Genomic DNA, 22876 nt, shown 5'->3' on the forward strand with positions numbered 1-22876 from the left:
CCGTCGATCAGTGCCGAATCTTTGCCGCGGGCCGTAAAACCGTTTGCCTCCGATCGGCGAATGACGCGAACCTTTCACGGTTTGCTTCCTCGAATCCCCTGACGCGGGCGCGCCCGACGCGCACCCACCCGGCCCGTCCCCTCCCACCTGCTCTCCCTCGCCCTCTCCTCCTGTCCGCCCCCTACCGGTTCCTCTTGCGAGCCCTGGGACGTCATGCAGATCTCCGACCTTCCGTATCCCGATCCGGGCGTGCCCGACGCGCGCTCCGGCCCCCGGTTCCTGCTCTGGCTCGGCCGGAACCAGCTCGGCGGCCAGCTCAAGTCCCTCGCGTGGGGACTGCTCCACTTCAGCGCCGTCGCCGGACTCCCGTACGGCGTCGGCTACGCCGTCCAGGCCGTCGTCGACGGCTCGGGCTCCCGCCTCGCCGCGGCGGGCGCCCTGATCGTGCTCCTCGGCGTCGCCATCGCCTGCGGCGACACGATGCTGCACCGCACCGCGGTCACCAACTGGATCACCGCGGCCGCGCGGGTGCAGCAGCTCCTCGCCCGCAGGACCGCCGCGCTCGGCGCGGCCCTGACCCGGCGGGTCGCCGCGGGCGAGGTCGTCGCGGTGTCCACCGGCGACGTCGAGAAGATCGGCTGGTTCGTCGAGGCGCTCTCCCGCTTCGCGGCCGCCGCGCTCACCGTCGTCCTCGTCTGCGTCGGCCTGGTGATCTACCAGCCCGCGCTCGGCGTCGTCGTCGCGATCGGCATGCCGGTCCTCGCCCTGGCCGTGCTCCCGCTGCTGCCCCGCGCCACCCGGCGCGCGGACCACCAGCGCGAGAAGGCGGGCCGGGCCACCGAACTCGCCTCGGACACCGTCGCGGGCCTGCGCGTGCTGCGCGGCATCGGCGGCGAGGAGCTGTTCCTCGACCGCTACCGCCGCGCCTCGCAGGAAGTCCGCAGGGCAGCCGTGCGCAGCGCCCGCATGTGGTCGCTGATCTCCGCGATCCAGGTCCTCCTTCCGGGTCTGCTGATGATCGTGGTCGTCTGGTACGGCGTCCGGCTCGCCGGAGAGGGCCGGATCTCCGTCGGTGAACTGGTCACCGTCTACAGCGCGGTGATGATCCTCAATTACCCGCTGCGGCACTTCGAGGAGATCGCCATGGCGTACTCCTTCTCCCGCCCCTCGGCGCAGCGCGCGGCCCGGGTCCTCGCCCTGGAGCGCATCACCGAGCCCGCGGGCGGACTGCGGGACGCCGGCGTGCCCAGCGGTGACCTGTTCGACCCGGAGACCGGGGTGCTCGCCCCGGCCGGCCGGCTCACCGCCGTCGTGTGCGGCGACCCGGACCTGGCGGGGCGGCTCGCCGACCGGCTCGGCGGACACCCGGCCTCGCGCGACGCGAGCGACCCCGGCGACGCGGCCGCCGCTGAGCCGTCGGTGCTGCTGGGCGGGGTGCCGCTCGACGAGCTGCCCCTCGACGTGGCGCGGACCGCGGTGCTCGTGCAGGACAAGGACCCGGTGCTGCTGTCCGGGACGCTCACCGAACTGCTGGACGTGCCGTCCTCCGGATCCGTCCGGCCGGACGAGGCGCTGGCCGCGGCGCAGTGCACCGACGTCCTCGACGCGCTCGCCCAGGCGTCCCTGGACGACGACCCGATGGACGCCCGGATCACCGAACGCGGCCGGTCCCTCTCGGGCGGCCAGCGCCAGCGTCTCGCGCTCGCCCGGTCGCTGGTCACCGACCCGGAGGCGCTGGTCCTCGACGAGCCGACGTCCGCCGTCGACTCGCACACCGAGGCCCGCATCGCGCAGGGCGTGCGCACCCTGCGGCGCGGCCGCACCACCGTGGTCCTCACCTCGTCGCCGCTGCTGCTCGACCGCGCCGACCGCGTGGTGTTCGTGCACGACGGCCGGGTCGCCGCGGTCGGCGAGCACCGCGACCTGGTGCGCAGCGAGCCCCGGTACCGCGCGGTCGTCACCCGCGAGACCGACGAGGAGACGGCGGTCGCCGCCCGCACCGGTCCCACCGGGTTCACCACGGGGACCGGCACCGGCACCGGGGCCGGTGCGGGGACCAGTACCGGTATCGACACGGACATCGAGATCGAGATCGACATCGAGGAGACGGCATGATCGGCGTAGCGCCCCCGGCCTACGACCCGGCGGCCCCCACCACGGCGAACACCCTGCCGGTCGGCGCCCCGGCCACGGTCCGCGCCTATGTGCGCGAGCTGTACCGGCGCCACCGGCGGGCCTTCCTGCTCCTCGTCGGCGTGAACACCGTCGCCGTCGTCGCGTCGATGACCGGCCCGTATCTGCTGGGCGGCCTGATCCAGGACGTCGCCGACGGGACGGGGACGGCCGGTGCCCTGAGCGATCTGCACCTGGAGCGGTCCATCGGCCTGTTCGCGCTGGCCCTGGTGGTCCAGGCGGTCTTCGTCCGGCAGGTGCGGCTGCGCGGGGCGATGCTCGGCGAGCAGATGCTCGCGGATCTGCGCGAGGACTTCCTGGTGCGCTCCGTCGGGCTGCCGCCCGGCGTCCTGGAGCGGGCCGGCACCGGCGATCTGCTGTCCCGGATCACCACCGACATCGACCGGCTCGCCAACGCCATGCGGGAGGCCGTGCCCCAGCTGTCCATCGGCGTCGTGTGGGCGGGTCTGCTGATCGGCGGGCTCGCGGTGACGGCGCCGCCGCTGGCGCCCGCGATCCTCGTCGCGGTGCCGGTCCTGGTGCTCGGCTGCCGCTGGTACTTCAAGCGGGCGCCCTCGGCGTACCGCTCGGAGGCCGCCGGGTACGCGGCCGTCGCCGCGGCCCTCGCCGAGACCGTGGACGCCGGACGGACCGTCGAGGCGCACCGCCTGGGCGACCGCCGCGTGCGGATGTCGGAGCAGCGCGTCAAGGAGTGGACCGCGTGGGAGCGCTACACGCTCTTCCTGCGCTCCGTCCTCTTCCCGGTGATCAACGCCGTGCACGTCCTGGTGCTGCTGTCCGTGCTGCTCATCGGCGGTGTCTTCGTCCTGCAGGGCTGGATCGACGTGGGCCAGCTGACCACCAGCGCGCTCATCGCGCAGATGCTGGTGGACCCGGTGGGCCTGATCCTGCGCTGGTACGACGAGCTGCAGGTCGCCCAGGTGTCCCTGGCGCGCCTCGTCGGCGTACGCGACATCGAGCCGGACGCCGGTGACGCCTCCGTGCGGCCCGACGGCCGGGACGTGCTCGCGGACGAGGTGAACTTCGGCTACCGCGAGGGCGTCGACGTGCTGCGCAAGGTGTCCCTGGAGGTCGAGCCGGGGACCCGGCTCGCACTGGTCGGCCCGTCCGGCGCGGGCAAGTCGACGCTCGGTCGGCTCCTCGCCGGGATCTACGCGCCCCGTACGGGTCAGGTGACGCTCGGCGGCGCGGAGCTGTCCCGGATGCAGGCGGAGCGGGTCCGCTCCCACGTGGCCCTGGTCAATCAGGAGCACCACGTGTTCGTCGGCTCCCTGCGCGACAACCTGCGGCTGGCCCGCACCGGAGCCGAGGACGCCGAGCTGTGGGCGGCCCTCGGCGCGGTCGACGCCGCCGCGTGGGCGCGGGGTCTCGACGACGGCCTGGACACGGAGGTCGGCTCGGGCGGTACCGCGCTGACCCCGGCGCAGGCGCAGCAGATCGCGCTGGCCCGGCTGGTCCTCGCCGACCCGCACACGCTGGTCCTGGACGAGGCGACGTCGCTGCTCGACCCGCGGGCGGCCCGCAACCTGGAGCGGTCGCTGAGCCGGGTCCTGGACGGCCGCACGGTCGTGGCCATCGCGCACCGGCTGCACACGGCGCACGACGCGGACGTGATCGCCGTGGTCGAGGACGGCCGGATCCGGGAGCTCGGCAGCCACGACGACCTGGTGGCGGCCGACGGGGCGTACGCGGCGCTGTGGCGGTCCTGGCACGGGTGATCCCGTGCCGGGAAGGGGTGCGGTCGGGACCGGGCTCAGATGAAGTTGAGCGCGGCCGCGCACCCCACTCCGCCGAGCAGCATGAACACGGGCATGAGCACCTTCAGCTCGATCCAGCTGCCGGCCCGGAACCGCATCGCCTTGGGCGGGCCGATCGGGTACCAGCGCTTGCGGCCGATCGGGATGGGCCACAGGATCGGGCAGCCCGAGACGGTGAGCGCGTCCCCGATGTCGTGCACCAGGGCGCCGAGCACGATCGGCAGGCCCAGCCACAGGTACTCCTGGCCCGGCTCGACGAACAGCCAGTCCGCCCCGTTGCCCGGCTTGTCCAGGACGCCCGCGAGGATCCAGGCACTGGTCGCCGCGAGCAGCCACACCAGGACGTCGCTGCTGGAGCCGCGGGCGGCCCGCCACAGCAGTCCTTCGATGGCGAGCACCATGTGCACGAACAGGATCGCGAGCACGGCCCACCGGCCGCCCGTGATCGCCGCGACCGAGGTGCCCGCCCCGATGAGGACCGCCCACAGCCACGTATGGGTGAGGGTGCGGTGGCCGCCCGAGCGGCGCGGGTCGCCCTGCTTGCGGGTCGCCTTGTAGACGGCGTACGAGAGCTTGTCGACGATCTCGCACAGGCCGCGGGAAATGGGCCCGAAGGCGCGCGAGATGGTCGCCGCCTTGTGGTCCAGGTCGGGGGCGAGGGCCGCGCCCGCGCAGATCAGTGCTCCGACGAGGACGACCGGCCAGGGCATCGGGTGCCCGGCGGCGGCCGCGGCCGCGCCCACCCCCAGCCAGGCCGCCGCTCCTGACAACGAGTGTGCCGGTCCCATCATGGCTGTGATCCGCCCCTGTTCCTGTTGTGCCTGCCGCAGCCGTGGGCGCGGCATGTCCCTTGTACCGACGTCCTGTTGACCCCTGGGGGTTGCGCACGTCCTGACGCTCCGTCGGCGCCCCAGCGTAGCCTTCGTGATCTTCGTACGGGCATCCGATTGCCGGATCGGGTGGGAAGACAGGCAAGATGGTGACGTGACCCTTATCGATCAGCTTCCGAAGACCGCCGACCCGGACGCCCTCTATGACGCCTTCGAGTCGTGGGCCGAGGAGCGTGGTCTCACCCTCTATCCCCACCAGGAGGAGGCGCTGATCGAGGCGGTGTCGGGGGCGAACGTGATCGTCTCGACGCCGACCGGCTCCGGCAAGAGCATGATCGCGGCCGGTGCCCACTTCGCGGCGCTCGCCCGGGACGAGGTCACCTTCTACACGGCGCCGATCAAGGCGCTGGTCTCCGAGAAGTTCTTCGAGCTGTGCAAGCTGTTCGGCACGGAGAACGTCGGCATGCTGACCGGCGACGCGTCCGTGAACTCGGACGCGCCCGTCATCTGCTGCACCGCCGAGGTCCTCGCCTCGATCGCGCTGCGTGACGGGGCGCAGGCCGACATCGGCCAGGTCGTCATGGACGAGTTCCACTTCTACGCCGAGGCGGACCGCGGCTGGGCCTGGCAGATCCCGCTGCTCGAACTGCCGCAGGCGCAGTTCATCCTGATGTCGGCGACGCTCGGTGACGTCGCCATGTTCGAGAAGGACCTCACCCGGCGCACCGGCCGTCCCACGTCGGTGGTCCGCTCGGCCACCCGCCCCGTGCCGCTCTCCTACGAGTACCGGATCACGCCGCTCACGGAGACGCTGACCGAGCTCCTGGACACCCGGCAGGCGCCGGTCTACATCGTGCACTTCACGCAGGCGCAGGCCGTCGAGCGCGCCCAGGCGCTGATGAGCATCAACATGTGCACGCGCGAGGAGAAGGACAAGATCGCCGAGCTGATCGGCAACTTCCGCTTCACCACCAAGTTCGGCCGCAACCTGTCCCGTTACGTACGGCACGGCATCGGTGTGCACCACGCCGGCATGCTGCCCAAGTACCGCCGGCTCGTCGAGAAGCTCGCCCAGGCGGGTCTGTTGAAGGTCATCTGCGGCACGGACACCCTCGGTGTCGGCGTCAACGTGCCGATTCGCACGGTGCTGTTCACCGCTCTCACCAAGTACGACGGCAATCGCGTCCGCACGCTGCGCGCCCGTGAGTTCCACCAGATCGCGGGCCGCGCGGGCCGCGCCGGGTTCGACACGGCGGGCTTCGTCGTGGCGCAGGCGCCCGAGCACGTCGTCGAGAACGAGAAGGCGCTGGCGAAGGCCGGCGACGACCCGAAGAAGCGCCGCAAGGTCGTCCGCAAGAAGGCCCCCGAGGGTTTCGTCGGGTGGACCGAGGGCACCTTCGAGAAGCTGATCGCGTCCGATCCGGAGCCGCTGACCTCGCGCTTCCGCGTCACGCACACGATGCTGCTGTCGGTGATCGCGCGTCCGGGCAACGCCTTCGACGCGATGCGCAAGCTGCTGGAGGACAACCACGAGCCGCGCAAGGCGCAGCTGCGGCACATCCGCCGGGCCATCGCGATCTACCGCTCGCTCCTGGACGGCGGCATCGTCGAGAAGCTGGACGAGCCCGACGCGACGGGACGCATCGTGCGCCTGACCGTCGACCTCCAGCAGGACTTCGCGCTCAACCAGCCGCTGTCCACCTTCGCCCTCGCCGCGTTCGACCTGCTCGACAAGGAGTCGCCGTCCTACGCCCTGGACATGGTGTCGGTCGTGGAGTCCACGCTCGACGACCCCCGGCAGATCCTGCACGCCCAGCAGAACAAGGCGCGGGGTGAGGCCGTGGCCCTCATGAAGGCCGACGGCGTCGAGTACGAGGAGCGCATGGAGCGCCTCCAGGACATCAGCTACCCCAAGCCCATGGAGGAGCTGCTCTTCCACGCGTACAACACGTACCGCCAGAGCCACCCCTGGGTCGGCGACCACCCGCTGTCGCCGAAGTCCGTGATCCGCGACATGTACGAACGGGCGCTGTCCTTCACGGAGTTCACCTCCTTCTACGAGCTGGCCCGCACCGAGGGCATCGTGCTGCGCTATCTGGCGAGCGCCTACAAGACGCTCGACCACACCGTGCCCGACGACCTCAAGTCGGAGGATCTGGAGGACCTGATCGCCTGGCTCGGCGAGATGGTGCGCCAGGTCGACTCCAGCCTCCTGGACGAGTGGGAGCAGCTCGCCAACCCGGAGGTAATGACCGCCGAGGAGGCCCAGGAGAAGGCCGACCAGGTCAAGCCGGTCACGGCGAACGCGCGCGCCTTCCGGGTCCTCGTCCGCAACGCCATGTTCCGCCGCGTCGAACTCGCGGCGCTCGACAACGTCGACGAGCTCGGCCAGATGGACGGCGACTCGGGCTGGGACGCCGACGCCTGGGGCGAGGCCATGAACACGTACTGGGACGAGTACGAGGACCTCGGCACCGGCCCCGACGCGCGCGGCCCCAAGCTGCTCATGATCGAGGAGGACCCGGAGCACGGCCTGTGGAAGGTGCGGCAGACCTTCGCCGACCCGAACGGCGACCACGACTGGGGCATCAGCGCCGAGGTCGACCTGGCCGCCTCCGACGAGGAAGGCCGTGCCGTCGTCCGGGTCACGGACGTCGGTCAGTTGTAGATCCCCGACCCGCCGGACGGTAGTGTCCGGCCGCGTCCACCCGCCGGGGTCGTCCGGCCGCGCACACGAGAGAGAACCACCCATGACGAATCCTGCGGAACGGCTCGTCGATCTGCTCGACCTGGAGCAGATCGAGGTCAACATCTTCCGTGGGCGCAGCCCCGAGGAGTCGCTGCAGCGCGTCTTCGGCGGGCAGGTCGCCGGCCAGGCCCTGGTCGCCGCGGGCCGCACCACGGAGGGCGACCGCCCCGTGCACTCGCTGCACGCGTACTTCCTGCGCCCGGGGCGGCCGGGCGTGCCCATCGTGTACCAGGTGGAGCGGGTCCGCGACGGCCGCTCGTTCACCACGCGCCGCGTCACCGCCGTGCAGCAGGGCCGCACGATCTTCAATCTCACCGCCTCCTTCCACAAGCCCGAAGAGGGAGCCTTCGAGCACCAGTTGCCGCCGGCCCGGGAGGTTCCGGACCCGGAGTCGCTGCCGACGATCGCCGACGAGATCAGGGGCCATCTGGGCGCGCTGCCGGAGGCGCTGGAGCGGATGGCCCGCCGCCAGCCCTTCGACATCCGGTACGTGGACCGGCTGCGCTGGACCCCCGAGGACGTCGAGTCGGCCGAGCCGCGCAGCGCCGTGTGGATGCGCGCGGTGGGCCCCCTCGGTGACGATCCGCTGGTGCACACCTGCGCGCTCACGTACGCCAGTGACATGACGCTGCTCGACGCGGTGCGACTGCCGGTCGAACCGCTGTGGGGTCCGCGTGGTTTCGACATGGCCTCGCTCGACCACGCCATGTGGTTCCACCGTCCCTTCCGGGCCGACGAGTGGTTCCTGTACGACCAGGAGTCGCCGATCGCCACCGGTGGCCGGGGACTGGCCCGTGGTCGGATCTACGACGTCGAGGGGCGTCTGCTGGTGTCGGTCGTCCAGGAGGGCCTGTTCCGCAAGCTAGAGGCGTGAGAGACGCGGCGAGCGGCCGCGACGGAATGTGCCCGGGCGCCGTCCACGACACCGAACGGCCCTGCGCCGAGCGGGAGTTCAGGCGCGTCTGCCGAGCAGGCGCCCCCACAGGCTGCGCACCGGCTCGGGACGGGCGGGCTCAGGGGCGAGGTCGGGGTCGAGGTCGGCCGGGGCTGCGGGCCTCTGCTCCGCATCGGGCGCCGGTGCGTGCGACGTGGGGCGCGGTGCCGGTCGCACGGTGCGCGCCTCGGCGAGGCTGAGCAGCAGACTCGCCCGCAGCCAGCTGATCTCGTCCGGATCGTCGGCGACGAGGATGCGCTCGACGACGCGGGCCGTGGGTGACTCCGGCGCCCCGTGCCAGGCCTCCTCGGGCCGGAGCCGGTGCAAGTGGGCGCGCTCGTACGGGTCCTCGACGAGGTCGGCGAGCTGGGTCGGGTCCAGCAGGGTGGCGATGGCGGCGGCCCGCTCCCAGGGGCCGCCGCTCTGCCCGAGCAGATAGCCGGCGTGGCGGGCCCGCCAGGTCCGCGGCCGGAGATCCTCGCCCGCGTCGAGGCGGGCCCGCATCCGGTCCGGGGCGCGGCCCGTGAGCAGCGGTGCGTTGACCTCGGACCGGGCGAACTCCTTTAGTTCCTGGGCCAGATAGAGCCACACCACGGTGCGGTACCGGTTGAGGTAGAACTTCGCCGGTGTCAGCATCCCGGCGCGGGCGAGCCGGGTGAAGCGGGTGGCCGGGATGCCCACGAGCTCCGCGCCCTCCGCGGTGCCCACCACCCTGACCTGCTCGCGCAGGGTGTCAGGGAATCCCTCGGCGTCGCGGATCCGCTCGATCTCCTCCCGAGGGACCCGCCGCCGACCGCCGCCCGGTGCCGCCACGGTGCGGATGCGCCCGAGCCGCACGGCGAGATCGAACTCGCCCCGCTTCAAACCCAGTTCGCGAGCCGCGCTGCCCTGTGGCCTGGTCATGATGTCGCCTTGCACGATGGTTCTCCCCCGTCGAACGATGACAGTCGGTCACTCTCCGTGACCGCTCGGGACAACCGTAGCCCGGCTCGCCGATCTCCGTCCGAGCCTGTGGATAACTCGCGCAGGGCCTAGAGCATCGCAGGTCAGAGATCCATGGCGGACGTCTTCTCCGGCTGGCGCGACTCGACGCCCAGGTGCTCGCCCACGCGGTTCACGAGCAGGGTCATCTCGTACGCGACCTGGCCGATGTCCGCCTCGGCCGCGCTGAGCACGCACAGACAGCTGCCGTCACCTGCGGCGGTGACGAAGAGCACCGCGTCGTCGAACTCGATCATCGTCTGACGCACCCCGCCCGCGCCGAAGTGCCGTCCCGACCCCTTCGCGAGGCTGTGCAGTCCCGAGGAGACCGCGGCGAGGTGCTCGGCGTCCTCGCGGCGCAGGCCGGTACTGGCTCCGGTGACGAGCCCGTCGTTGGACAGGACCAGGGCGTGCCGCACGTGTTCGACACGCTGTGTCAGGTCGTCCAGCAGCCAACCGAGTCCCGCGTTCTGCCCCATGATCCTGTCTCCCCGATTCCGTGTGGCTCCCCGCCCGGTGGGGACCGCTCCCCTACCCGGAGGATCTGTCTCGCCAGCCTTCCCCACGGTCGCCGTCCGGGCAAGCAGGATGGACCCATGGCACACAAGATGACCGATGAGGAATGGAAGGCCTTCGTCTCCGAAGGCACCCGCACCGCCAAGCTGGCCACCGTGCGGGCTGACGGCACGCCGCACATCGCGCCCGTGTGGTTCGTCGTGGACGGCGACGACATTGTGTTCAATACCGGCAAGGACACGGTCAAAGGTCGCAACCTCGCCCGGGACGGACACGTCGCGATCTGTGTCGACGACGAGCGGCCGCCGTTCTCGTTCGTGACGATCCGGGGCCGCGCGGAGCTCAGCGAGGACCCGGCGGAACTGCTGGATTCGGCCACCCGGATCGGCGGCCGGTACATGGGCGCGGACCGTGCCGAGGAGTTCGGCCGGCGCAACGGGGTGCCGGGTGAACTGGTCGTCCGCGTACGGGTCGAGAAGGTCGTGGCCCTGGGCGACGTGGCCGACTGACCCGGCCGCGGTTCAGCCGACGGAGTCGAGCAGCCGGGCGGTGTGCATCCGCCCGGCGTACTCGACCAGTCTGATCAGCACCTCCTTCCCGGAGTCCTTGTCGCGGGCGTCGCACAGCACCACGGGGGTCCCGCGGTCGATGTCGAGGGCCCGTGCCACTTCGTGCGCTCCGTACGCGCGGGCGCCCGCGAAGCAGTTGACCGCCACGACGAACGGGATCCGCCGGTGCTCGAAGTAGTCCACGGCGGGGAAGCAGTCCTCGAGCCGTCGGGTGTCCGCGAGGACGACGGCGCCGAGCGCGCCCTGCGACAGTTCGTCCCACAGGAACCAGAACCGGTCCTGCCCCGGCGTGCCGAACAGGTAGAGCGACAGCCCCGACCTGATGGTGATGCGGCCGAAGTCCATGGCGACGGTCGTGGTGGTCTTGCGCTCCACGGCCGCGGTGTCGTCCACGGACTGGCCCAGTTCGCTGAGTTGTTCCTCGGTACGGAGCGGCCGGATCTCGCTGACCGCGCCGACCAGGGTGGTCTTGCCCACCCCGAATCCGCCCGCGACCAGGATCTTCAGTGCCAGGGCGCCGGATGTACCGGTGGCCGTGGCGTCAGAGTGCTCGGAGCCCATCGATGACTTCTCTCAGGATCTTCTCGTCCGGTAGCTGTGCGGGCGGCACCGGCCTGCTGACCTTGACGCAGCCCAGTTCGAGCAGGTCGCCGAGGAGGACCCGGACCACGCCCACGGGGAGGTCGGTGCCGGCTCCCAGTTCCGCGACGGTCTGGGTCTCGGTGCGGCACAGCTCGATGATCGACCGGTGTTCGGGACCGAGTGCCGTGTCGTCGGCCGCGGCGGGCGCCGCGGAGTCGAGCGACACGAGGGCGATCAGGTCGAAGTGCGCTCCCTGAGGGCCCGCGGTGGTCCGTCCACCGGTCATGGCGTACGGGCGGACCAGCGGCCCGGCCTCGTTGTCGAACCACTGGCTGCCCGGTTCCTCGGGGCTGCCGCGTTTCTCGTGGCCTCGGTGGGCGCCGTCTCTGTACGCCGCCACGTCCCGGTACGTTTCTTCGAACACGTCGTCGTTCATCTCGCGGCCGCTCCCGTCAGCCCGCGGTCGGTGGGTGTCCGGCGAACCTCGACGGTGTGTAGAGATGCTCCCCGACCCTCTTCACCAGGCGGGCCATCTCGTAGGCGACGAGCCCGATGTCGGCGGTGACGGTGCTGAGGACGGCGAGGCAGGAGCCGTCGCCCGCGGCGGCCACGAACAGGAAGCCGTCGTCCATCTCGACCATCGTCTGGCGCACTCCTCCGGTGCCGAAGTGCCGGCCGGTTCCCTTGGCGAGGCTGTTGAACCCGGAGGCCACCGCCGCGAGATGCTCGGCGTCCTCACGGCCGAGCCCGTTGGAGGAGCCGACGGCCAGGCCGTCGTTGGACAGGACGACGGCGTGCCGCAGTTCGGTGACGCGGAGCACCAGGTCGTCAAGGAGCCAGTCGAGTTCGCCGGAGCCGTGGGCGGTGCCCGTGGTCGGTTCCTTGATCATGTGGGATCTCCTTCGGTGCTGTCGCTGCCGGGCGGGCGCCCGCCGCCTCTGACCCAGCCGTCCCGGAAGGACGTCATGCGGGCCCGAACCTGTTCGGGGGTGCGTTCGCCCGGTTCCGGGGCGTGCGCGGGTGGGGCCTGTTTGTCGGGGCGCTCCCGCAGTTGGGGCGCGAGGCTCGCCTGGCGCACCCGGCGCGGGAGGCCGTCGTCGGGCGGTGCCTCGCCGCCGTCCTGCGGTGTCGGGGGCCTGCGCAGGCGGAGCGCGGTGACGCCCGGCGGGTGCTGCGGCTCCTCCTCGGGCTCGGGGCCCGGTGACGGGGCGAGGGCCGGGCGTGAGGCGGGCGGAGGGACGGAGTTGCCGTTCATGGGCGCTGCTTCGGGCTCGGGCACGCGCGCGTAGCGGCGCTCTTCTTCGGACGGTCGGGGCGGGGCGGCGGCTCGTTCGGTGTCCTTGTGCAGCAGGGCGGTGGGCAGCAGGACGACCGCGGTGGTGCCTCCGTAGGGCGAGGTGCGCAGGTGCACCTTGATGTCGTGCCGGTTGGCGAGCCTGCTGACCACGAACAGGCCGAGGCGGTCGCTGTCGAACAGGTCCAGCGCCTCGGAGTGCCTGATCCGGTTGTTGGCGTCGTCGAGGGTCTCCTTGCCCATGCCGAGACCGCGGTCCTCGACCTCGATGGCGTATCCGTTGCCGACGGGTTCGCCGCTGATCCGCACCTTGGTGTGCGGGGGCGAGAACTGGGCGGCGTTCTCGACGAGTTCGGCCAGCAGGTGGGTGAGGTCCGCGACCGCGGCGCCGGTCACGTCGGCCGCGGTGAGCTGGCGCACCTCCACGCGCGCGTAGTCCTCGATCTCGGAGACCGCGGCGCGGACCACGTTCGTCAGGGGGACCGGCATCCGCCAGGCGCGGCCGGGGGCGGCTCCGGAGAGGATGATCAGGCTCTCCGCGTGGCGTCGCATCCGGGTGGTGAGGTGGTCCAGGCGGAAGAGGTCGCCGAGTTCGTTCGGGTCCTCGGCGCGGCGTTCCATGCTGTCCAGGAGGCCGAGTTGGCGGTGGACGAGGACCTGGCTGCGGCGGGCGAGGTTGACGAAGATGCCGGAGATGCCGCTGGCGAGCTCGGCGCGTTCGACGGCGGCGTGCAGGGCCGCGCGGTGCACCGTGGTGAGGGCTTCGGAGACCTGTCCCGTCTCGTCCTCCGCCGGGGGGCCCTGCGGTGCCTCGGCCCGGACGTCGATCTCCTCGCCCGCCCGCAGCTTCCGCATGGCGTGCGGGAGTTTGCGGCGGGCGATCTCCAGGGCCGTGTTGCGCAGGCTGACGAGTTCGACGACGAGGCCGCGGCCGATCCGTACGGAGATCACCAGGGAGGCGGCGACGGCGGCGAGGCCGAACAGCACGGCCGCCCCGGCGGGCGTGAGCAGTCCGCGGCCGAACGGGTCGGCCCGGTCGGCAGCGCTGCGCGCGGCGTCCGTCTCGATGGCGTGCATCCGGTCCTGGACGGTGGTGTGCGCGGGGTCCCAGGTGCCCGCGGGCGCGGCGGCGAGCGCCTTGCTGCCCGGCGGGGCGACGAGCGTCCGGTCCTCGACGGCGCGCACGTCGCCGTACGCGCTCCCCTCCACGAGGTGGTTCCAGGCGGTTCGTTCGGGTCCGCGCAGGTCGGTGGCGGCGGTGTCGACGAGTGTCCTGCGCGTGTCGACCGCGCCGGTGAACAGGCGCAGCCGCTCGTCGTCCAGGGTTCCGGCGAGGCGTGCGCTCGTCAGGAGCGCGTCCTCACGGGAGAGCATTTCCGCGGAGCGCCCGAATTCGAGCAGCACGCGCGCGTCGGAGCCGAGTTCGGAGTCCTGGATGCCGGTCAGCGCGCCGCTCACGGTGAAGGCTCTGCCGATGGTCTTCGTGTACTGCCTGTAGGCGGTGTCCCAGCCGGCCCGCCGGTCCAGCACCGCGGTGCGTACGGTGCGCAGTTGCTCGGCGCCGGTGACGAACGCGCCGAGCCGGTCGGCGACCCCGTGCGGCAGGTCGGCGCCGTCCGCGACGGTGTTGCCCTTGCCCATGCGCAGGGCGGCGACGGCGCGGTCGGTGGTGGCGCCGAGGCGTTCGAGGTCGTCGGCCCGGGCGGCGGTGGGTTCGGTGGCGTAGCCGACGGCGGTGTTCCGCTCCGCCTGGAGGGCCGCGACGGCGGCGCTGACGGGTTCGCGCACGGTGGCGTCGACCCGCTGCAACTGTCGGAGCCTGGCGATGTCCTGGGCCGTGCTGACGGTGGCGTAGGCCCACAGGGCGAGCAGTGAGACGACGGGCACCATGAGGAGGCAGACGATCCGGGCCCGGACGGTGCGGGGGCGCAGGCGGCTGCCGCCCGCGCGCGTGGGTGGCGCGGTGGGGTTCTGCGCGGTGTCCGCCGCGGAGTCCTCGTCGGCGGGCGGTCCGGCGTGCGCGCGCCGCCCGCGCGTGAGGGGCGCGGGTATCGGCGGCGGGGCGGCGGTGGGGGTTCTGCGGGGCGGGCGCATGGCCTCCTCGATCGGGTGTGGGTCGGGGTCGTCGCGGGCGGCCGGTTCAGCGGGCCAGGCTCTCCACGGGCTGCTGGGCCGACGCGGAGGCCTCCCGCTCGTCGGCGGTCGGGGAGAGCGCGACGAACGCCGAGGTCAGGAAGAGGTAGGAGCCGAGGCCCACGGCGAGCGGGAAGATGAACTGCATCGCCGTCGCACCGGGCAGGGCCACCGTCGAGGGGGTCACCCGCACGCTCACGGCGATCATCCCCGTGTAGTGCATGCTGCTCACGGCGCCGCCCATGACGAGGGACGCGACCGCGACGGCCGCGGGCGACTTGATGTTGAGGCCGGCCCACAGGGCGGCGGTCGCGGCGACGACCGCGATCACCACGGAGAGGGCGACGAGGAGCGGGTCGTAGTCGATGTGCCCGTGCAGGCGCAGGGCCGCCATGCCGAGGTAGTGCATGCTCGCGACCCCGAGCCCGGTCGTGAGTCCGCCCAGGGCGAGGGCGCGGCCCCGGTCCCGGCTGTGGCCGACGGCGAAGACCCCGACACCGACGACGACCACGGCGACGACCAGGCTGAGGATGGTCAGCGGGACGTTGTAGCGGATCTCGGTCCCGGTGACGCCGAAGCCGAGCATCGCGACGAAGTGCATCGTCCAGATGCCGGTGCCGATGGCGGAGGCCGCGGTGAGGAGCCAGTTCCGGCGGGCTCGCCCCGTGGTGTTCAGGGCCCGCACGGTGCAGCGCAGTCCGAGCGCGGCGCCGATGCAGGCCATCACGTACGACAGCACGGGGGTAAGCCAGCCGAAGGCGGCGTGGTCCAGGTGTCCCATGGCTCCGGGACGCTAGTCGTGACGGGGGCGCACAACTGGGGCGCATTTCGAAAGCTGCTGGAATGTGACAGAGAAACGGTTCTGAACGATCGCGTCAGGGTCGAACGTGTGCACCGCACGTGCATGCGATGCTTTCGGTTCGGATAGGGAGCTTTCGACCCCCCTGTCCCCCACGCGTGTCGCACCGGTTGTCGGTGGGCTGCGCAATCATGGAGCGCATGAGCGATGACCCCACGCGTGTGCAGGAGTTCTTCTCGGCCCGAGCCGCCGACTGGGACTCCCGTTTCCCGGACGACGGTCCGGCCTACGCGTCCGCGGTGACCGAGCTGGGGCTGCGTCCGGGCGACCGGGTGCTGGACGCCGGGTGCGGCACGGGCCGGGCGCTGCCGCCGCTGCGTGCGGCCGTGGGGCCTTCGGGGACGGTTCTGGGCGCCGATCTCACCCCGGCGATGCTGGCGGCCGCCGTGCGGGCGGGGCGGGACGGGCTCGGGCAGCTGCTCCTGACGGACGTCTCGCGACTGCCGCTGCGCTCCGGGGCGCTGGACGCCGTCTTCGGCGCGGGCCTCGTCTCGCATCTGCCGCGACCGGCGGAGAATCTGCGCGAGTTGGCACGGGTGGTGCGGCCCGGCGGGATCCTCGCGCTCTTCCACCCCATCGGGCGGGCGGCCCTCGCCGCGCGCCAGGGCCGGCAGATCACACCCGAGGACCTGCGCGCCGAGCCCAATCTGCGCCCGCTGCTGGATGGTTCGGGCTGGCGCATGACCTCGTACGCCGACGAGGACGCGCGCTTCCTCGCGCTGGCGGTCCGGGAGGGCTGAGGCACACGCGAGGGCCTGGGCGGACGGGAGAGCCCGGCTGGCCGGGCGAGCCTGGCAGGACGGTAGAGCCCGGGTGAACGGTCAAGCCGGGGCGGACGGCTACGCCGCGACAGCGGCCGCGAAGGCGTCGGGGTTGTCGAACATGACGTTGTGCCCCGCGTCCGGCACCTCGACGACCCGGACCCCCGCGGCCACCAAGGCGTCCCCGCCCGGGAGTTCACCGCTGAGCGCGCCCTGGAGGTACACCCGCTCGACGTCCAGCTCCTCCAGCATCCGTCGCATGGTGGGCTCGGTACCCCGGACGAGCCCGGTCGCGCTGCGGTGCAGGGCGAGCGGGTCGGCCAGGCGCATGGTGGCGGCCCACAACGGGCCGACGTGCTCCAGCACCCGGGCGTGGCCACCGCCGGACACGTACGCACCCTCTTCGTAGGACGCGATTCCGCTGCTTCCCGCCGTGGGCCGCGGATGCGGGTCGAGATTCCCCTCGGTGACGACCAGGCGCGAGACCAGGTCGCGCCGCCGGTGCGCGAGGACGATCGCCACGGCGCCGCCCATGCTGTGCCCGACGATCTCCGCACCCCTGATCTCCGCGGCGTCGAGCACCGCGGCCAGGGCGTCGGCATGGTCCTCCAGCGTGTAGCCGAAATCGGCCGGCCGGTCGCTGATGCCGTGGCCGGGCAGGTCCACGAAGAGTGTGCGCCGTCCGGCCAGTTCGGGCCGGGAGGCGATGTGCGCGTGGTACACCGTCGAGGCCGAGCCGAGCCCGTGGACGTACACCCGCGCCGGCCCCTCCCCCGACGCTTCCGTCCAGCGGATCTGACTGCCCTGTGCGTCGAACGGCGTCTGTTGCATGACGACCTCCCCGGTCCGGCTCTCTGCCCACTTCCGCATCGACCATACATCGGTCACGTAGTACTACGTCAACGATGTACTCCGTCACTGCGCACGTAGGCCACAATGTGGGCATGCTGGAGCTCGCCATCCTCGGATTCCTCTACGACGCCCCGCTGCACGGCTATGAGCTGCGCAAGCGCATCACCGCCCTGACCGGGCACGTCCGGCCCGTGGCCGAGAGCACCCTGTATCCGGCGATCAAACGCCTGGAGAAGGCGGGACTGCTCGCCCGCGAGACGCAGCCGGGGTCGGCGGCGGCGCCGCGCCACGTCCTGAGCCTCACCGAGCAGGGGCGCCAGGAACTGCGACTCAGGCTGCGCGAGCCGGCCCGGTCGGACATCACCGACGAGAACCGCTGGTTCACCGTCCTCGCCTTCCTGCGCCACCTGGACGACCCCCAGGAGCAGGCGGACGTCCTGCAGCGCCGGCTGGACTTCCTGACGGAGCCGGCGAGCTTCTTCTACGAAGGCGAACGGCCCCTGCGGGCCGAGGAGTTGGACGACCCGTTCCGCAAGGGCATCCTCACGATCGCCCGGGCCACCAGCCGGGCCGAACTCACCTGGCTGCGCGACACCCTCAAAACTCTGGAACCGGAGGGCTGTTGACCCGTTCCCCGGTGTGGGAAGCCCCGGCACTCCTCTGTCACCATGGCTTCAACTCCACGACACATAAGGGGAGTTGTCCGGTCGAGGCGGCCGGTGGCGACCAGCAGGGGGACGGTGGCGCGCATGCTCGGCAGAGTCCGCAAGTCTTGGAGCACCTGGCGCAGGAGGGCCGCTCGGCGCGAGGAGCGTCCCGTACAGGAGACCCGGCGGACACAGGGCGCGGAGCGGCGTCCGCACAACCTCTTCGAAGCGGCCGCCGCCTACGTGGCGGCGTGCGTCGAGGACGACCAGGAGCGCATCGAGGAGGCGGCGGGCTGGGTGGAGCCGGGGGCGCTCGTCTTCGGGGTGAACGAGTTGGCGTGCCGGGCGCTCATCGCGCTCGCAAGGGAGCGGGACGAGTCGCCGCGGGTCGTCGCCCGGAGCCTCCTCGGCCTGCCGGCCGCCTGACCGTCGACACAGATCGGCACCCGGCGACGGCGTGCGCGTCGCACCGCGCGAAGGCGCCACGGCCCGCGAGGCACACAAAGTGCGCACGAGTCGTCGACATTGTGTCCACAGCGCGAACCCGCGACCGTGACGACGGCTGATTTTCCTGGTCATCGCCCCTGTACGACATCGTCCGCGACTGACTAAGGTCACGCCGACGGAACGTAGCTCAGGGGAGGCTGGCATGGCCGGGACGGACGACGCTGTCGCCGCCAAGGACGACGACGCGCTGTACGTACTGACGGCGGTGCTGCTCACGCCCGCGAAGTTCCCCAGCGTGCTGGGTGACGACTACCCGGAGGCGTGCGCGGCCCTGGGCCTCGCACCGCTGGCCGACGGCTACGGCCTGGTGCTGGGGCAGGACGGCGAGGGCGCGCGCTGGACCGTCGTCGTCGACGACGTGTCGCTCGTCGCGGTCGCCATCGCCTCGTGGGACTGCGGCATGGAGTACGAGCTCTCGCCCGACGAGGACAGCATGGTCTGTGCGCTGCCCGGCTGGCCGCTGGCGCTCGCCGTGTCCGCACCGGGCGTTCCGGCGCCGCACGACCCCGCGCCCGATCCCGATGCCGAGGACCTGCCACCCCTGACGCCGCCCGACACGGAGACGTGGGGCCCCGCCCAGCGGCGCCTGGGAGCGGACGAGATAGCGCTCCAGTGGGCCGTGTGGCGCGAGCAGCTCGACGACTCCCAGTTCGCCACGGAGGCGGATGCCGACGCACCCAGCGAGGCGGACGCGGCGGCCGAGACCGAAGGGACAGACGATTCCGACGGTGCCGCAGGCGCCTCCGACACGGCCGGCTCGGACGCGTCCGACTCCCACGAGGGCATCCAGCGCGTCCTGGCCGAAGTGCGCGCCTACGTGGACACGCCTCCGCCGCTGGGGCGGGTGCGGTCCGCGTTCGCCTCGGGCGACGCCCGCACGCTCCGCGCGGACGGGCCCGGATGGTCGATGGTGGCCCGGACCGACGACATCGCCTTCATCCTGCTGGACGAGGAGCCGGGCGAGGTCCTGCCGGTCGGCAGGGGGGCCGAACTGCCGGGCCTCCTGGAAGCGCTCGACAAGATGGCCGTCCGCCCGGCCTGAACGGCCCGTGCCACATAGGGCGTTGACGTCCCATGTGGCTCCAACCCATAGGTACGCGCGGTTTCCCGCCCCACGATGAGGCCTCTTCTCCCCGCCTGAAGGAGGCCGCTCCATGCGCACGCCCAGAACCGTTCCCTTGTTGGCCACCCTGCTGGTGGCTCTGGCCGCTTCTGGGCCGCAGTCGGCCGGTGCGGCGGACGGGGCCGCAGCGCCGTGCGCGCGTCAGGAGCACGCGCGCGTGCCGGGCACCGCGTTCCAGCAGCGCGCCTGTCTGGACGACCTGACGACGTCGGGCCTCGCCGGCACCCCGTACACGGACCTGGCCGACCAGGCCGGCCTCACGGCCAAGGGCACCCTCAACCCGTCCGGTGTGCCGGGTCTGCAGATCGACGGCTACTTCCGCGACGACTCCCGCACGAACACCACCCACGGCTGGAACCACGACTCCCAGTTCGTGATCCGCCTGCCCGACCACTGGAACGGCGGCCTGGTGGTGACCGCGTCGCCCGGCAACCGGAAGCAGTACGCGACCGACACGGCGATCTCCGACCGGGTCCTCGCCCAGGGCTACGCGTACGCGGCCACCGACAAGGGCAACACGGGACCGGACTTCTATCGCGACGGCACCCGCCCCGGCGACGCCGTCGCCGAATGGAACAGCCGCACCACCCAGCTCACCCGTGCCGCCCGCAAGGCGGTCGCCGCCCGCTACGGAAAGGCGCCCCGGCACACGTACATGACGGGCATCTCCAATGCCGGGTACCTCACGCGCTGGCAGCTGGAGAACCATCCGGAGCTGTACGACGGCGGCGTCGACTGGGAGGGCGTCCTGTGGACGGCGAACGGCCCGAACCTGCTCACCTCCCTGCCGACGGCGGTGGCGCTCGGCCAGGGCCGGGCCGACGCCGACGACATGTATGCGGCCGGTTTCGCCCGGGGCTCGGAGTTCCTGTGGCCGTACCACCAGAAGGCGTACTGGGGCCTCACGCAGAAGGTGTACCGCGCCGAGTTCGACCCGGCGTACGACCCGAACTGTCCCGGTACGTCGGCCGGTTCGACGCTCGACGAGATGCTCGCCCCGTGCGCGTCGGACGCGGCCTACGACTACGCCGCCCGCCCCGCGTCGGTGCACCGGGCCGTCGAGCGCGTGGCGCTGACCGGGCGGATCGGCAGGCCGCTGCTCACGCTCCAGGGCGATCTGGACACCCTGCTGCCCATCGCGGCGGACGCGGACGTGTACGCACGCATGACCGCCGCTGAGGGGCGCGGCGGCCTGCACCGGACATACACGGTCCAGGACGGCACGCACACCGACGGCCTGTACGACACCTACCCGGACCGGCTGCGGCCGATCCTGCCGTGCTACCGGGACGCCTTCGGGGTGCTCACCCGCTGGGTCGAGAACGGCACGCAGCCGCCCGCGGACCACACCGTCGAGCGGCCCGCGGACGGTGACGTGATCAACTCCTGCTCGATCCGGACGTCCTGAGCCCCGATGCACCCCGACAGCGCCTGCCCGGGTCGCCCGCGTCACCCGGGCTAGCGCCCCAGTTCCTTGCGGCTGACGCGGCGGAGCCTGCGCCGCTGCGAGGGGTCGAGCATCAGGTACGCCGCGGTGGGCGCGCCCAGCACGATGAGCAGCGCCGCCCACCAGGGCAGCCAGATCAGCAGGATGAGTCCGGCCGCCACGCCTCCCGCGGCGATCTTCGCGTTCCTCGACATGTGTGTGGCCTCCTTCGGGGCGGCTCGCCCTCGGCTGTGTGGAGCGGGCCCGCCTCTGTAGTGGGAAACGGGCCCGCGGGGTCCACGGTTCCTGCGCGCGACCCTGATAAGACCCTGATCCCGCGCCCAAGACCCTGATCCCGCGCCCTCGAGATACCTCTGGTGCGGAGTACCACCACCGGCGGGCACCTCAGATGTCGGCCCGCAGGGGCTCTCCCACTTCATACATGTGCCGCAGCGCCTGGCGGTAGGAGTCGACGAGCCCGGTCTCCGTGAAGGGGATGCCCAGGGTGCGGCAGTGCTCCTTCACCATGGGCTGCGCGAGCCGCAGGTGCGGGCGGGGCATGCTCGGGAAGAGGTGGTGCTCGATCTGGTAGTTGAGGCCGCCGAGGAACCAGTCGGTCAGGGCGCCGCCCTTGATGTTGCGCGAGGTGAGGACCTGGCGGCGCAGGTGGCCCCACTTCTCGCCGTCCGGGTCGGGCATCTCCATGCCCTTGTGGTTGGGGGCGAACGCCATCCCCAGGTGCAGTCCGAACAGGGCCTGGTGGATCGCGGCGAAGGCGAGGGCGTGCCCCAGCGGCATGGTGGTCAGGAGCAGGGCGAGGTAGCCGACGACGTGGGCGACGAGGAAGGCGGCCTCCACGGCCCGCTCGCGCCCTGACTGGCGGCGCAGGTCCTGGAACCCGGACACCTTCAGGGCGAGGCCCTCCAGCAGGGTGAGCGGGAAGAAGAGCCAGGCCTGGTGGCGGGTGAGCCAGCCGCGGAAACCGGCCCGGGTGGCGGCCTGCTCGCTGGTGAAGACCAGGACGTCGGCGGCGACGTCGGGGTCCTTCTCGATGTGGTTCGGGTTGGCGTGGTGACGGTTGTGCTTGTCGTTCCACCAGGCGTAACTCATCCCCAGCAGCAGGTTTCCGTGGATCAGCCCGATCAGCCGGCTCGTGGCGCGGTCGGCGGTGATCTGGGCGTGGCCCGCGTCGTGGCCGATGAACGCCGTGCGCGCGCACAGGACCGCCAGGACGGGGGCGAGGGCGAGCACCCACCACGAGCCGCCGATGAGGGCCATGCCGGTGACGACGCCGGCCAGGGCGAGGGCGTTGACCGCGATGGTGCGGGCGTACCAGCCGTTTCGGCGGTCGAGCAGCCCCTGCCCCTTGACGGCCTTCAGGAGCGGGGTGAACTCGCTGCCCGTCTCGGGCGGGGACGGCCGTGCGGCGGCGTCTGCGGTGCGGTCCGGGGCGGCTCCGACGGCCAAGGACATGACGGTTCTCCGGTCTGTGGTGGGCGGGAGCGAAGCGACGGGCTACGCGTCGCCCGACCTCAAAGAACGTATGGATCAGGGCCCTTGACGGGCCATGGCGCCACCACCCGACTACGGAAGGGGGCTCCCCCGCTCCGGGTGGGGGGTTAGCTACACCCTTAGGGGTGGGGTGATCCGGATCACGACGTGAAGGAGTCCGTCCGGCAGTTCGGGCGGTGTACCCTCGGCGCCTCCAGGGCCAGTAGTCAAGTTTGATGAATACGAGGAAGCTGCCATCTCCGAGCACACGCATCCCGCACCCACCCCGTCCGAGACGTCCGAACTCGCACGGTGCTGCGCCGTGTTCACCCCCGGCGACCCGGCCCGCACCTCGACCGTCGCCTTCTGGCGCCCCGAAGGCGGCGAACCGCCGCTCCTTCAGGCGGGCGACCGCGTCGACCTGGCGCTGGCCCTGCCCGGCGATGACGGGGTCGAGCTCGTGACCGTCCCGGCGGTCGCCGTGCCGGTGCGTGCCGCGTTGCCGGTCCTCACGCGCGCGCGGGCCGCCGCGCACGCCGACCCGACGACGGCCTTCTGGGGCGCCGCCGCCCTGCTCGCCCTCCAACTCGCCGCGCGCGGGCTGCTGCTGCCCGGCGTGAGCGGGCAGGACCACGACGCGTGGCGGGCGGGACCGCTGCGCGCCGAGGACCT

21 protein-coding genes and 1 pseudogene are annotated in these 22876 nt (G+C 72.2%); 11 read left to right on the forward strand and 11 right to left on the reverse strand.

The window, feature by feature from the left end; all coding sequences use genetic code 11:
- The first annotated feature begins 213 nt into the window (after nucleotides 1–213).
- Together RBJ77_RS03185 and RBJ77_RS03190 are read left to right on the forward strand one after the other, a co-directional pair.
- A complete protein-coding gene (locus RBJ77_RS03185; RefSeq protein WP_372343572.1) occupies nucleotides 214–2115 on the forward strand; it encodes an ABC transporter transmembrane domain-containing protein in 1902 nt (633 codons plus the stop codon).
- A complete protein-coding gene (locus RBJ77_RS03190; RefSeq protein WP_372343573.1) occupies nucleotides 2112–3911 on the forward strand; it encodes an ABC transporter ATP-binding protein in 1800 nt (599 codons plus the stop codon). Before RBJ77_RS03185 ends, RBJ77_RS03190 begins: the two co-directional genes overlap by 4 nt.
- Nucleotides 3912–3946: 35 nt before the next feature.
- Here the strand turns inward: RBJ77_RS03190 and RBJ77_RS03195 are convergent, their stop codons facing one another.
- Nucleotides 3947–4741, reverse strand: coding sequence for a metal-dependent hydrolase (locus tag RBJ77_RS03195; protein ID WP_372343574.1), 795 nt, complete (start codon nucleotides 4739–4741; stop codon nucleotides 3947–3949).
- A gap of 193 nt (nucleotides 4742–4934) precedes the next feature.
- On the opposite strand from RBJ77_RS03195, the gene RBJ77_RS03200 reads away from it, so the two are divergent.
- Nucleotides 4935–7448, forward strand: coding sequence for a DEAD/DEAH box helicase (locus tag RBJ77_RS03200; protein ID WP_372343575.1), 2514 nt, complete (start codon nucleotides 4935–4937; stop codon nucleotides 7446–7448).
- 82 nt (nucleotides 7449–7530) lie between these two features.
- Nucleotides 7531–8403: an acyl-CoA thioesterase II gene (locus tag RBJ77_RS03205; protein WP_255978772.1), complete on the forward strand. Its 873-nt coding sequence runs from the start codon at nucleotides 7531–7533 to the stop codon at nucleotides 8401–8403.
- Nucleotides 8404–8481: 78 nt separating this feature from the next.
- On the opposite strand, the gene RBJ77_RS03210 is transcribed toward RBJ77_RS03205, so the two are convergent.
- The gene (locus RBJ77_RS03210) at nucleotides 8482–9366 is read right to left on the reverse strand and encodes a DUF6397 family protein (protein ID WP_372343576.1); all 885 of its coding nucleotides are present in this window, start codon (nucleotides 9364–9366) and stop codon (nucleotides 8482–8484) included.
- Between the two features lie 143 nt (nucleotides 9367–9509).
- Nucleotides 9510–9923: a roadblock/LC7 domain-containing protein gene (locus RBJ77_RS03215; RefSeq protein WP_372343577.1), complete on the reverse strand. Its 414-nt coding sequence runs from the start codon at nucleotides 9921–9923 to the stop codon at nucleotides 9510–9512.
- Nucleotides 9924–10040: 117 nt separating this feature from the next.
- On the opposite strand from RBJ77_RS03215, the gene RBJ77_RS03220 reads away from it, so the two are divergent.
- Complete coding sequence (locus tag RBJ77_RS03220; protein ID WP_372343578.1) at nucleotides 10041–10469, forward strand: PPOX class F420-dependent oxidoreductase; 429 nt, start codon at nucleotides 10041–10043, stop codon at nucleotides 10467–10469.
- A 12-nt stretch (nucleotides 10470–10481) separates the two neighbouring features.
- Here the strand turns inward: RBJ77_RS03220 and RBJ77_RS03225 are convergent, their stop codons facing one another.
- From RBJ77_RS03225 to RBJ77_RS03245, 5 genes are read right to left on the reverse strand one after another with little or no spacing between them, the layout of a single operon-like run.
- Nucleotides 10482–11090 carry an ATP/GTP-binding protein gene (locus RBJ77_RS03225; protein ID WP_372343579.1) on the reverse strand — a complete coding sequence of 203 codons (609 nt, stop codon included), beginning with the start codon at nucleotides 11088–11090 and terminating at the stop codon, nucleotides 10482–10484.
- A complete protein-coding gene (locus RBJ77_RS03230; protein WP_372343580.1) occupies nucleotides 11071–11547 on the reverse strand; it encodes a DUF742 domain-containing protein in 477 nt (158 codons plus the stop codon). Before RBJ77_RS03230 ends, RBJ77_RS03225 begins: the two co-directional genes overlap by 20 nt.
- 16 nt (nucleotides 11548–11563) lie before the next feature.
- The gene (locus RBJ77_RS03235) at nucleotides 11564–12001 is read right to left on the reverse strand and encodes a roadblock/LC7 domain-containing protein (RefSeq protein WP_255971033.1); all 438 of its coding nucleotides are present in this window, start codon (nucleotides 11999–12001) and stop codon (nucleotides 11564–11566) included.
- Nucleotides 11998–14499: a nitrate- and nitrite sensing domain-containing protein gene (locus tag RBJ77_RS03240; protein ID WP_372343581.1), complete on the reverse strand. Its 2502-nt coding sequence runs from the start codon at nucleotides 14497–14499 to the stop codon at nucleotides 11998–12000. The genes RBJ77_RS03235 and RBJ77_RS03240 overlap by 4 nt, the downstream gene beginning before the upstream one ends.
- A gap of 46 nt (nucleotides 14500–14545) precedes the next feature.
- The gene (locus RBJ77_RS03245; RefSeq protein ID WP_372343582.1) at nucleotides 14546–15319 is read right to left on the reverse strand and encodes an MHYT domain-containing protein; all 774 of its coding nucleotides are present in this window, start codon (nucleotides 15317–15319) and stop codon (nucleotides 14546–14548) included.
- Nucleotides 15320–15537: 218 nt separating this feature from the next.
- Between RBJ77_RS03245 and RBJ77_RS03250 the strand changes: the two genes are divergently transcribed.
- Nucleotides 15538–16137 carry a class I SAM-dependent methyltransferase gene (locus RBJ77_RS03250; RefSeq protein WP_372343583.1) on the forward strand — a complete coding sequence of 200 codons (600 nt, stop codon included), beginning with the start codon at nucleotides 15538–15540 and terminating at the stop codon, nucleotides 16135–16137.
- Between the two features lie 99 nt (nucleotides 16138–16236).
- On the opposite strand, the gene RBJ77_RS03255 is transcribed toward RBJ77_RS03250, so the two are convergent.
- The gene (locus tag RBJ77_RS03255; RefSeq protein ID WP_372343584.1) at nucleotides 16237–16989 is read right to left on the reverse strand and encodes an alpha/beta fold hydrolase; all 753 of its coding nucleotides are present in this window, start codon (nucleotides 16987–16989) and stop codon (nucleotides 16237–16239) included.
- 113 nt (nucleotides 16990–17102) lie between these two features.
- Between RBJ77_RS03255 and RBJ77_RS03260 the strand changes: the two genes are divergently transcribed.
- The 4 genes from RBJ77_RS03260 to RBJ77_RS03275 all read left to right on the forward strand — a co-directional run bounded on the left by RBJ77_RS03260 (nucleotide 17103) and on the right by RBJ77_RS03275 (nucleotide 20695).
- Nucleotides 17103–17636 (forward strand): PadR family transcriptional regulator, encoded by a 534-nt coding sequence (locus tag RBJ77_RS03260; RefSeq protein WP_372343585.1) that lies wholly within the window; start codon nucleotides 17103–17105, stop codon nucleotides 17634–17636.
- Nucleotides 17637–17759: 123 nt separating this feature from the next.
- Nucleotides 17760–18083, forward strand: coding sequence for a hypothetical protein (locus RBJ77_RS03265; protein WP_372343586.1), 324 nt, complete (start codon nucleotides 17760–17762; stop codon nucleotides 18081–18083).
- A gap of 223 nt (nucleotides 18084–18306) precedes the next feature.
- The gene (locus RBJ77_RS03270) at nucleotides 18307–19206 is read left to right on the forward strand and encodes a hypothetical protein (protein WP_372343587.1); all 900 of its coding nucleotides are present in this window, start codon (nucleotides 18307–18309) and stop codon (nucleotides 19204–19206) included.
- A gap of 112 nt (nucleotides 19207–19318) precedes the next feature.
- Nucleotides 19319–20695: a tannase/feruloyl esterase family alpha/beta hydrolase gene (locus RBJ77_RS03275; protein ID WP_372343588.1), complete on the forward strand. Its 1377-nt coding sequence runs from the start codon at nucleotides 19319–19321 to the stop codon at nucleotides 20693–20695.
- A gap of 50 nt (nucleotides 20696–20745) precedes the next feature.
- Here the strand turns inward: RBJ77_RS03275 and RBJ77_RS03280 are convergent, their stop codons facing one another.
- Together RBJ77_RS03280 and RBJ77_RS03285 are read right to left on the reverse strand one after the other, a co-directional pair.
- Nucleotides 20746–20928, reverse strand: coding sequence for a hypothetical protein (locus RBJ77_RS03280; RefSeq protein ID WP_372343589.1), 183 nt, complete (start codon nucleotides 20926–20928; stop codon nucleotides 20746–20748).
- A 190-nt stretch (nucleotides 20929–21118) separates the two neighbouring features.
- On the reverse strand, nucleotides 21119–22186 hold the full coding sequence (locus RBJ77_RS03285) for a fatty acid desaturase (RefSeq protein WP_372343590.1): 1068 nt from the start codon (nucleotides 22184–22186) through the stop codon (nucleotides 21119–21121).
- 340 nt (nucleotides 22187–22526) lie between these two features.
- Between RBJ77_RS03285 and RBJ77_RS03290 the strand changes: the two are divergent.
- Nucleotides 22527–22876, forward strand: a pseudogene (locus RBJ77_RS03290) (ATP-dependent helicase); the annotation flags it as partial.

It is taken from the genome of Streptomyces sp. KL116D, from assembly GCF_030766975.1.
GTDB lineage: Bacteria > Actinomycetota > Actinomycetes > Streptomycetales > Streptomycetaceae > Streptomyces > Streptomyces longispororuber_A.

Excerpts from the sequence above, each read along its gene's own strand:
- RBJ77_RS03185 (WP_372343572.1), top strand. The coding sequence starts at position 214 with ATGCAGATCTCCGACCTTCCGTATCCCGATCCGGGCGTGCCCGACGCG.
- RBJ77_RS03190 (WP_372343573.1), top strand. The coding sequence starts at position 2,112 with ATGATCGGCGTAGCGCCCCCGGCCTACGACCCGGCGGCCCCCACCACG.
- RBJ77_RS03195 (WP_372343574.1), bottom strand. The coding sequence starts at position 4,741 with ATGATGGGACCGGCACACTCGTTGTCAGGAGCGGCGGCCTGGCTGGGG.
- RBJ77_RS03205 (WP_255978772.1), top strand. The coding sequence starts at position 7,531 with ATGACGAATCCTGCGGAACGGCTCGTCGATCTGCTCGACCTGGAGCAG.
- RBJ77_RS03210 (WP_372343576.1), bottom strand. The coding sequence starts at position 9,366 with ATGACCAGGCCACAGGGCAGCGCGGCTCGCGAACTGGGTTTGAAGCGG.
- RBJ77_RS03215 (WP_372343577.1), bottom strand. The coding sequence starts at position 9,923 with ATGGGGCAGAACGCGGGACTCGGTTGGCTGCTGGACGACCTGACACAG.
- RBJ77_RS03220 (WP_372343578.1), top strand. The coding sequence starts at position 10,041 with ATGGCACACAAGATGACCGATGAGGAATGGAAGGCCTTCGTCTCCGAA.
- RBJ77_RS03225 (WP_372343579.1), bottom strand. The coding sequence starts at position 11,090 with ATGGGCTCCGAGCACTCTGACGCCACGGCCACCGGTACATCCGGCGCC.
- RBJ77_RS03230 (WP_372343580.1), bottom strand. The coding sequence starts at position 11,547 with ATGAACGACGACGTGTTCGAAGAAACGTACCGGGACGTGGCGGCGTAC.
- RBJ77_RS03235 (WP_255971033.1), bottom strand. The coding sequence starts at position 12,001 with ATGATCAAGGAACCGACCACGGGCACCGCCCACGGCTCCGGCGAACTC.
- RBJ77_RS03240 (WP_372343581.1), bottom strand. The coding sequence starts at position 14,499 with ATGCGCCCGCCCCGCAGAACCCCCACCGCCGCCCCGCCGCCGATACCC.
- RBJ77_RS03245 (WP_372343582.1), bottom strand. The coding sequence starts at position 15,319 with ATGGGACACCTGGACCACGCCGCCTTCGGCTGGCTTACCCCCGTGCTG.
- RBJ77_RS03250 (WP_372343583.1), top strand. The coding sequence starts at position 15,538 with ATGAGCGATGACCCCACGCGTGTGCAGGAGTTCTTCTCGGCCCGAGCC.
- RBJ77_RS03255 (WP_372343584.1), bottom strand. The coding sequence starts at position 16,989 with ATGCAACAGACGCCGTTCGACGCACAGGGCAGTCAGATCCGCTGGACG.
- RBJ77_RS03260 (WP_372343585.1), top strand. The coding sequence starts at position 17,103 with ATGCTGGAGCTCGCCATCCTCGGATTCCTCTACGACGCCCCGCTGCAC.
- RBJ77_RS03265 (WP_372343586.1), top strand. The coding sequence starts at position 17,760 with ATGCTCGGCAGAGTCCGCAAGTCTTGGAGCACCTGGCGCAGGAGGGCC.
- RBJ77_RS03270 (WP_372343587.1), top strand. The coding sequence starts at position 18,307 with ATGGCCGGGACGGACGACGCTGTCGCCGCCAAGGACGACGACGCGCTG.
- RBJ77_RS03275 (WP_372343588.1), top strand. The coding sequence starts at position 19,319 with ATGCGCACGCCCAGAACCGTTCCCTTGTTGGCCACCCTGCTGGTGGCT.
- RBJ77_RS03280 (WP_372343589.1), bottom strand. The coding sequence starts at position 20,928 with ATGTCGAGGAACGCGAAGATCGCCGCGGGAGGCGTGGCGGCCGGACTC.
- RBJ77_RS03285 (WP_372343590.1), bottom strand. The coding sequence starts at position 22,186 with ATGTCCTTGGCCGTCGGAGCCGCCCCGGACCGCACCGCAGACGCCGCC.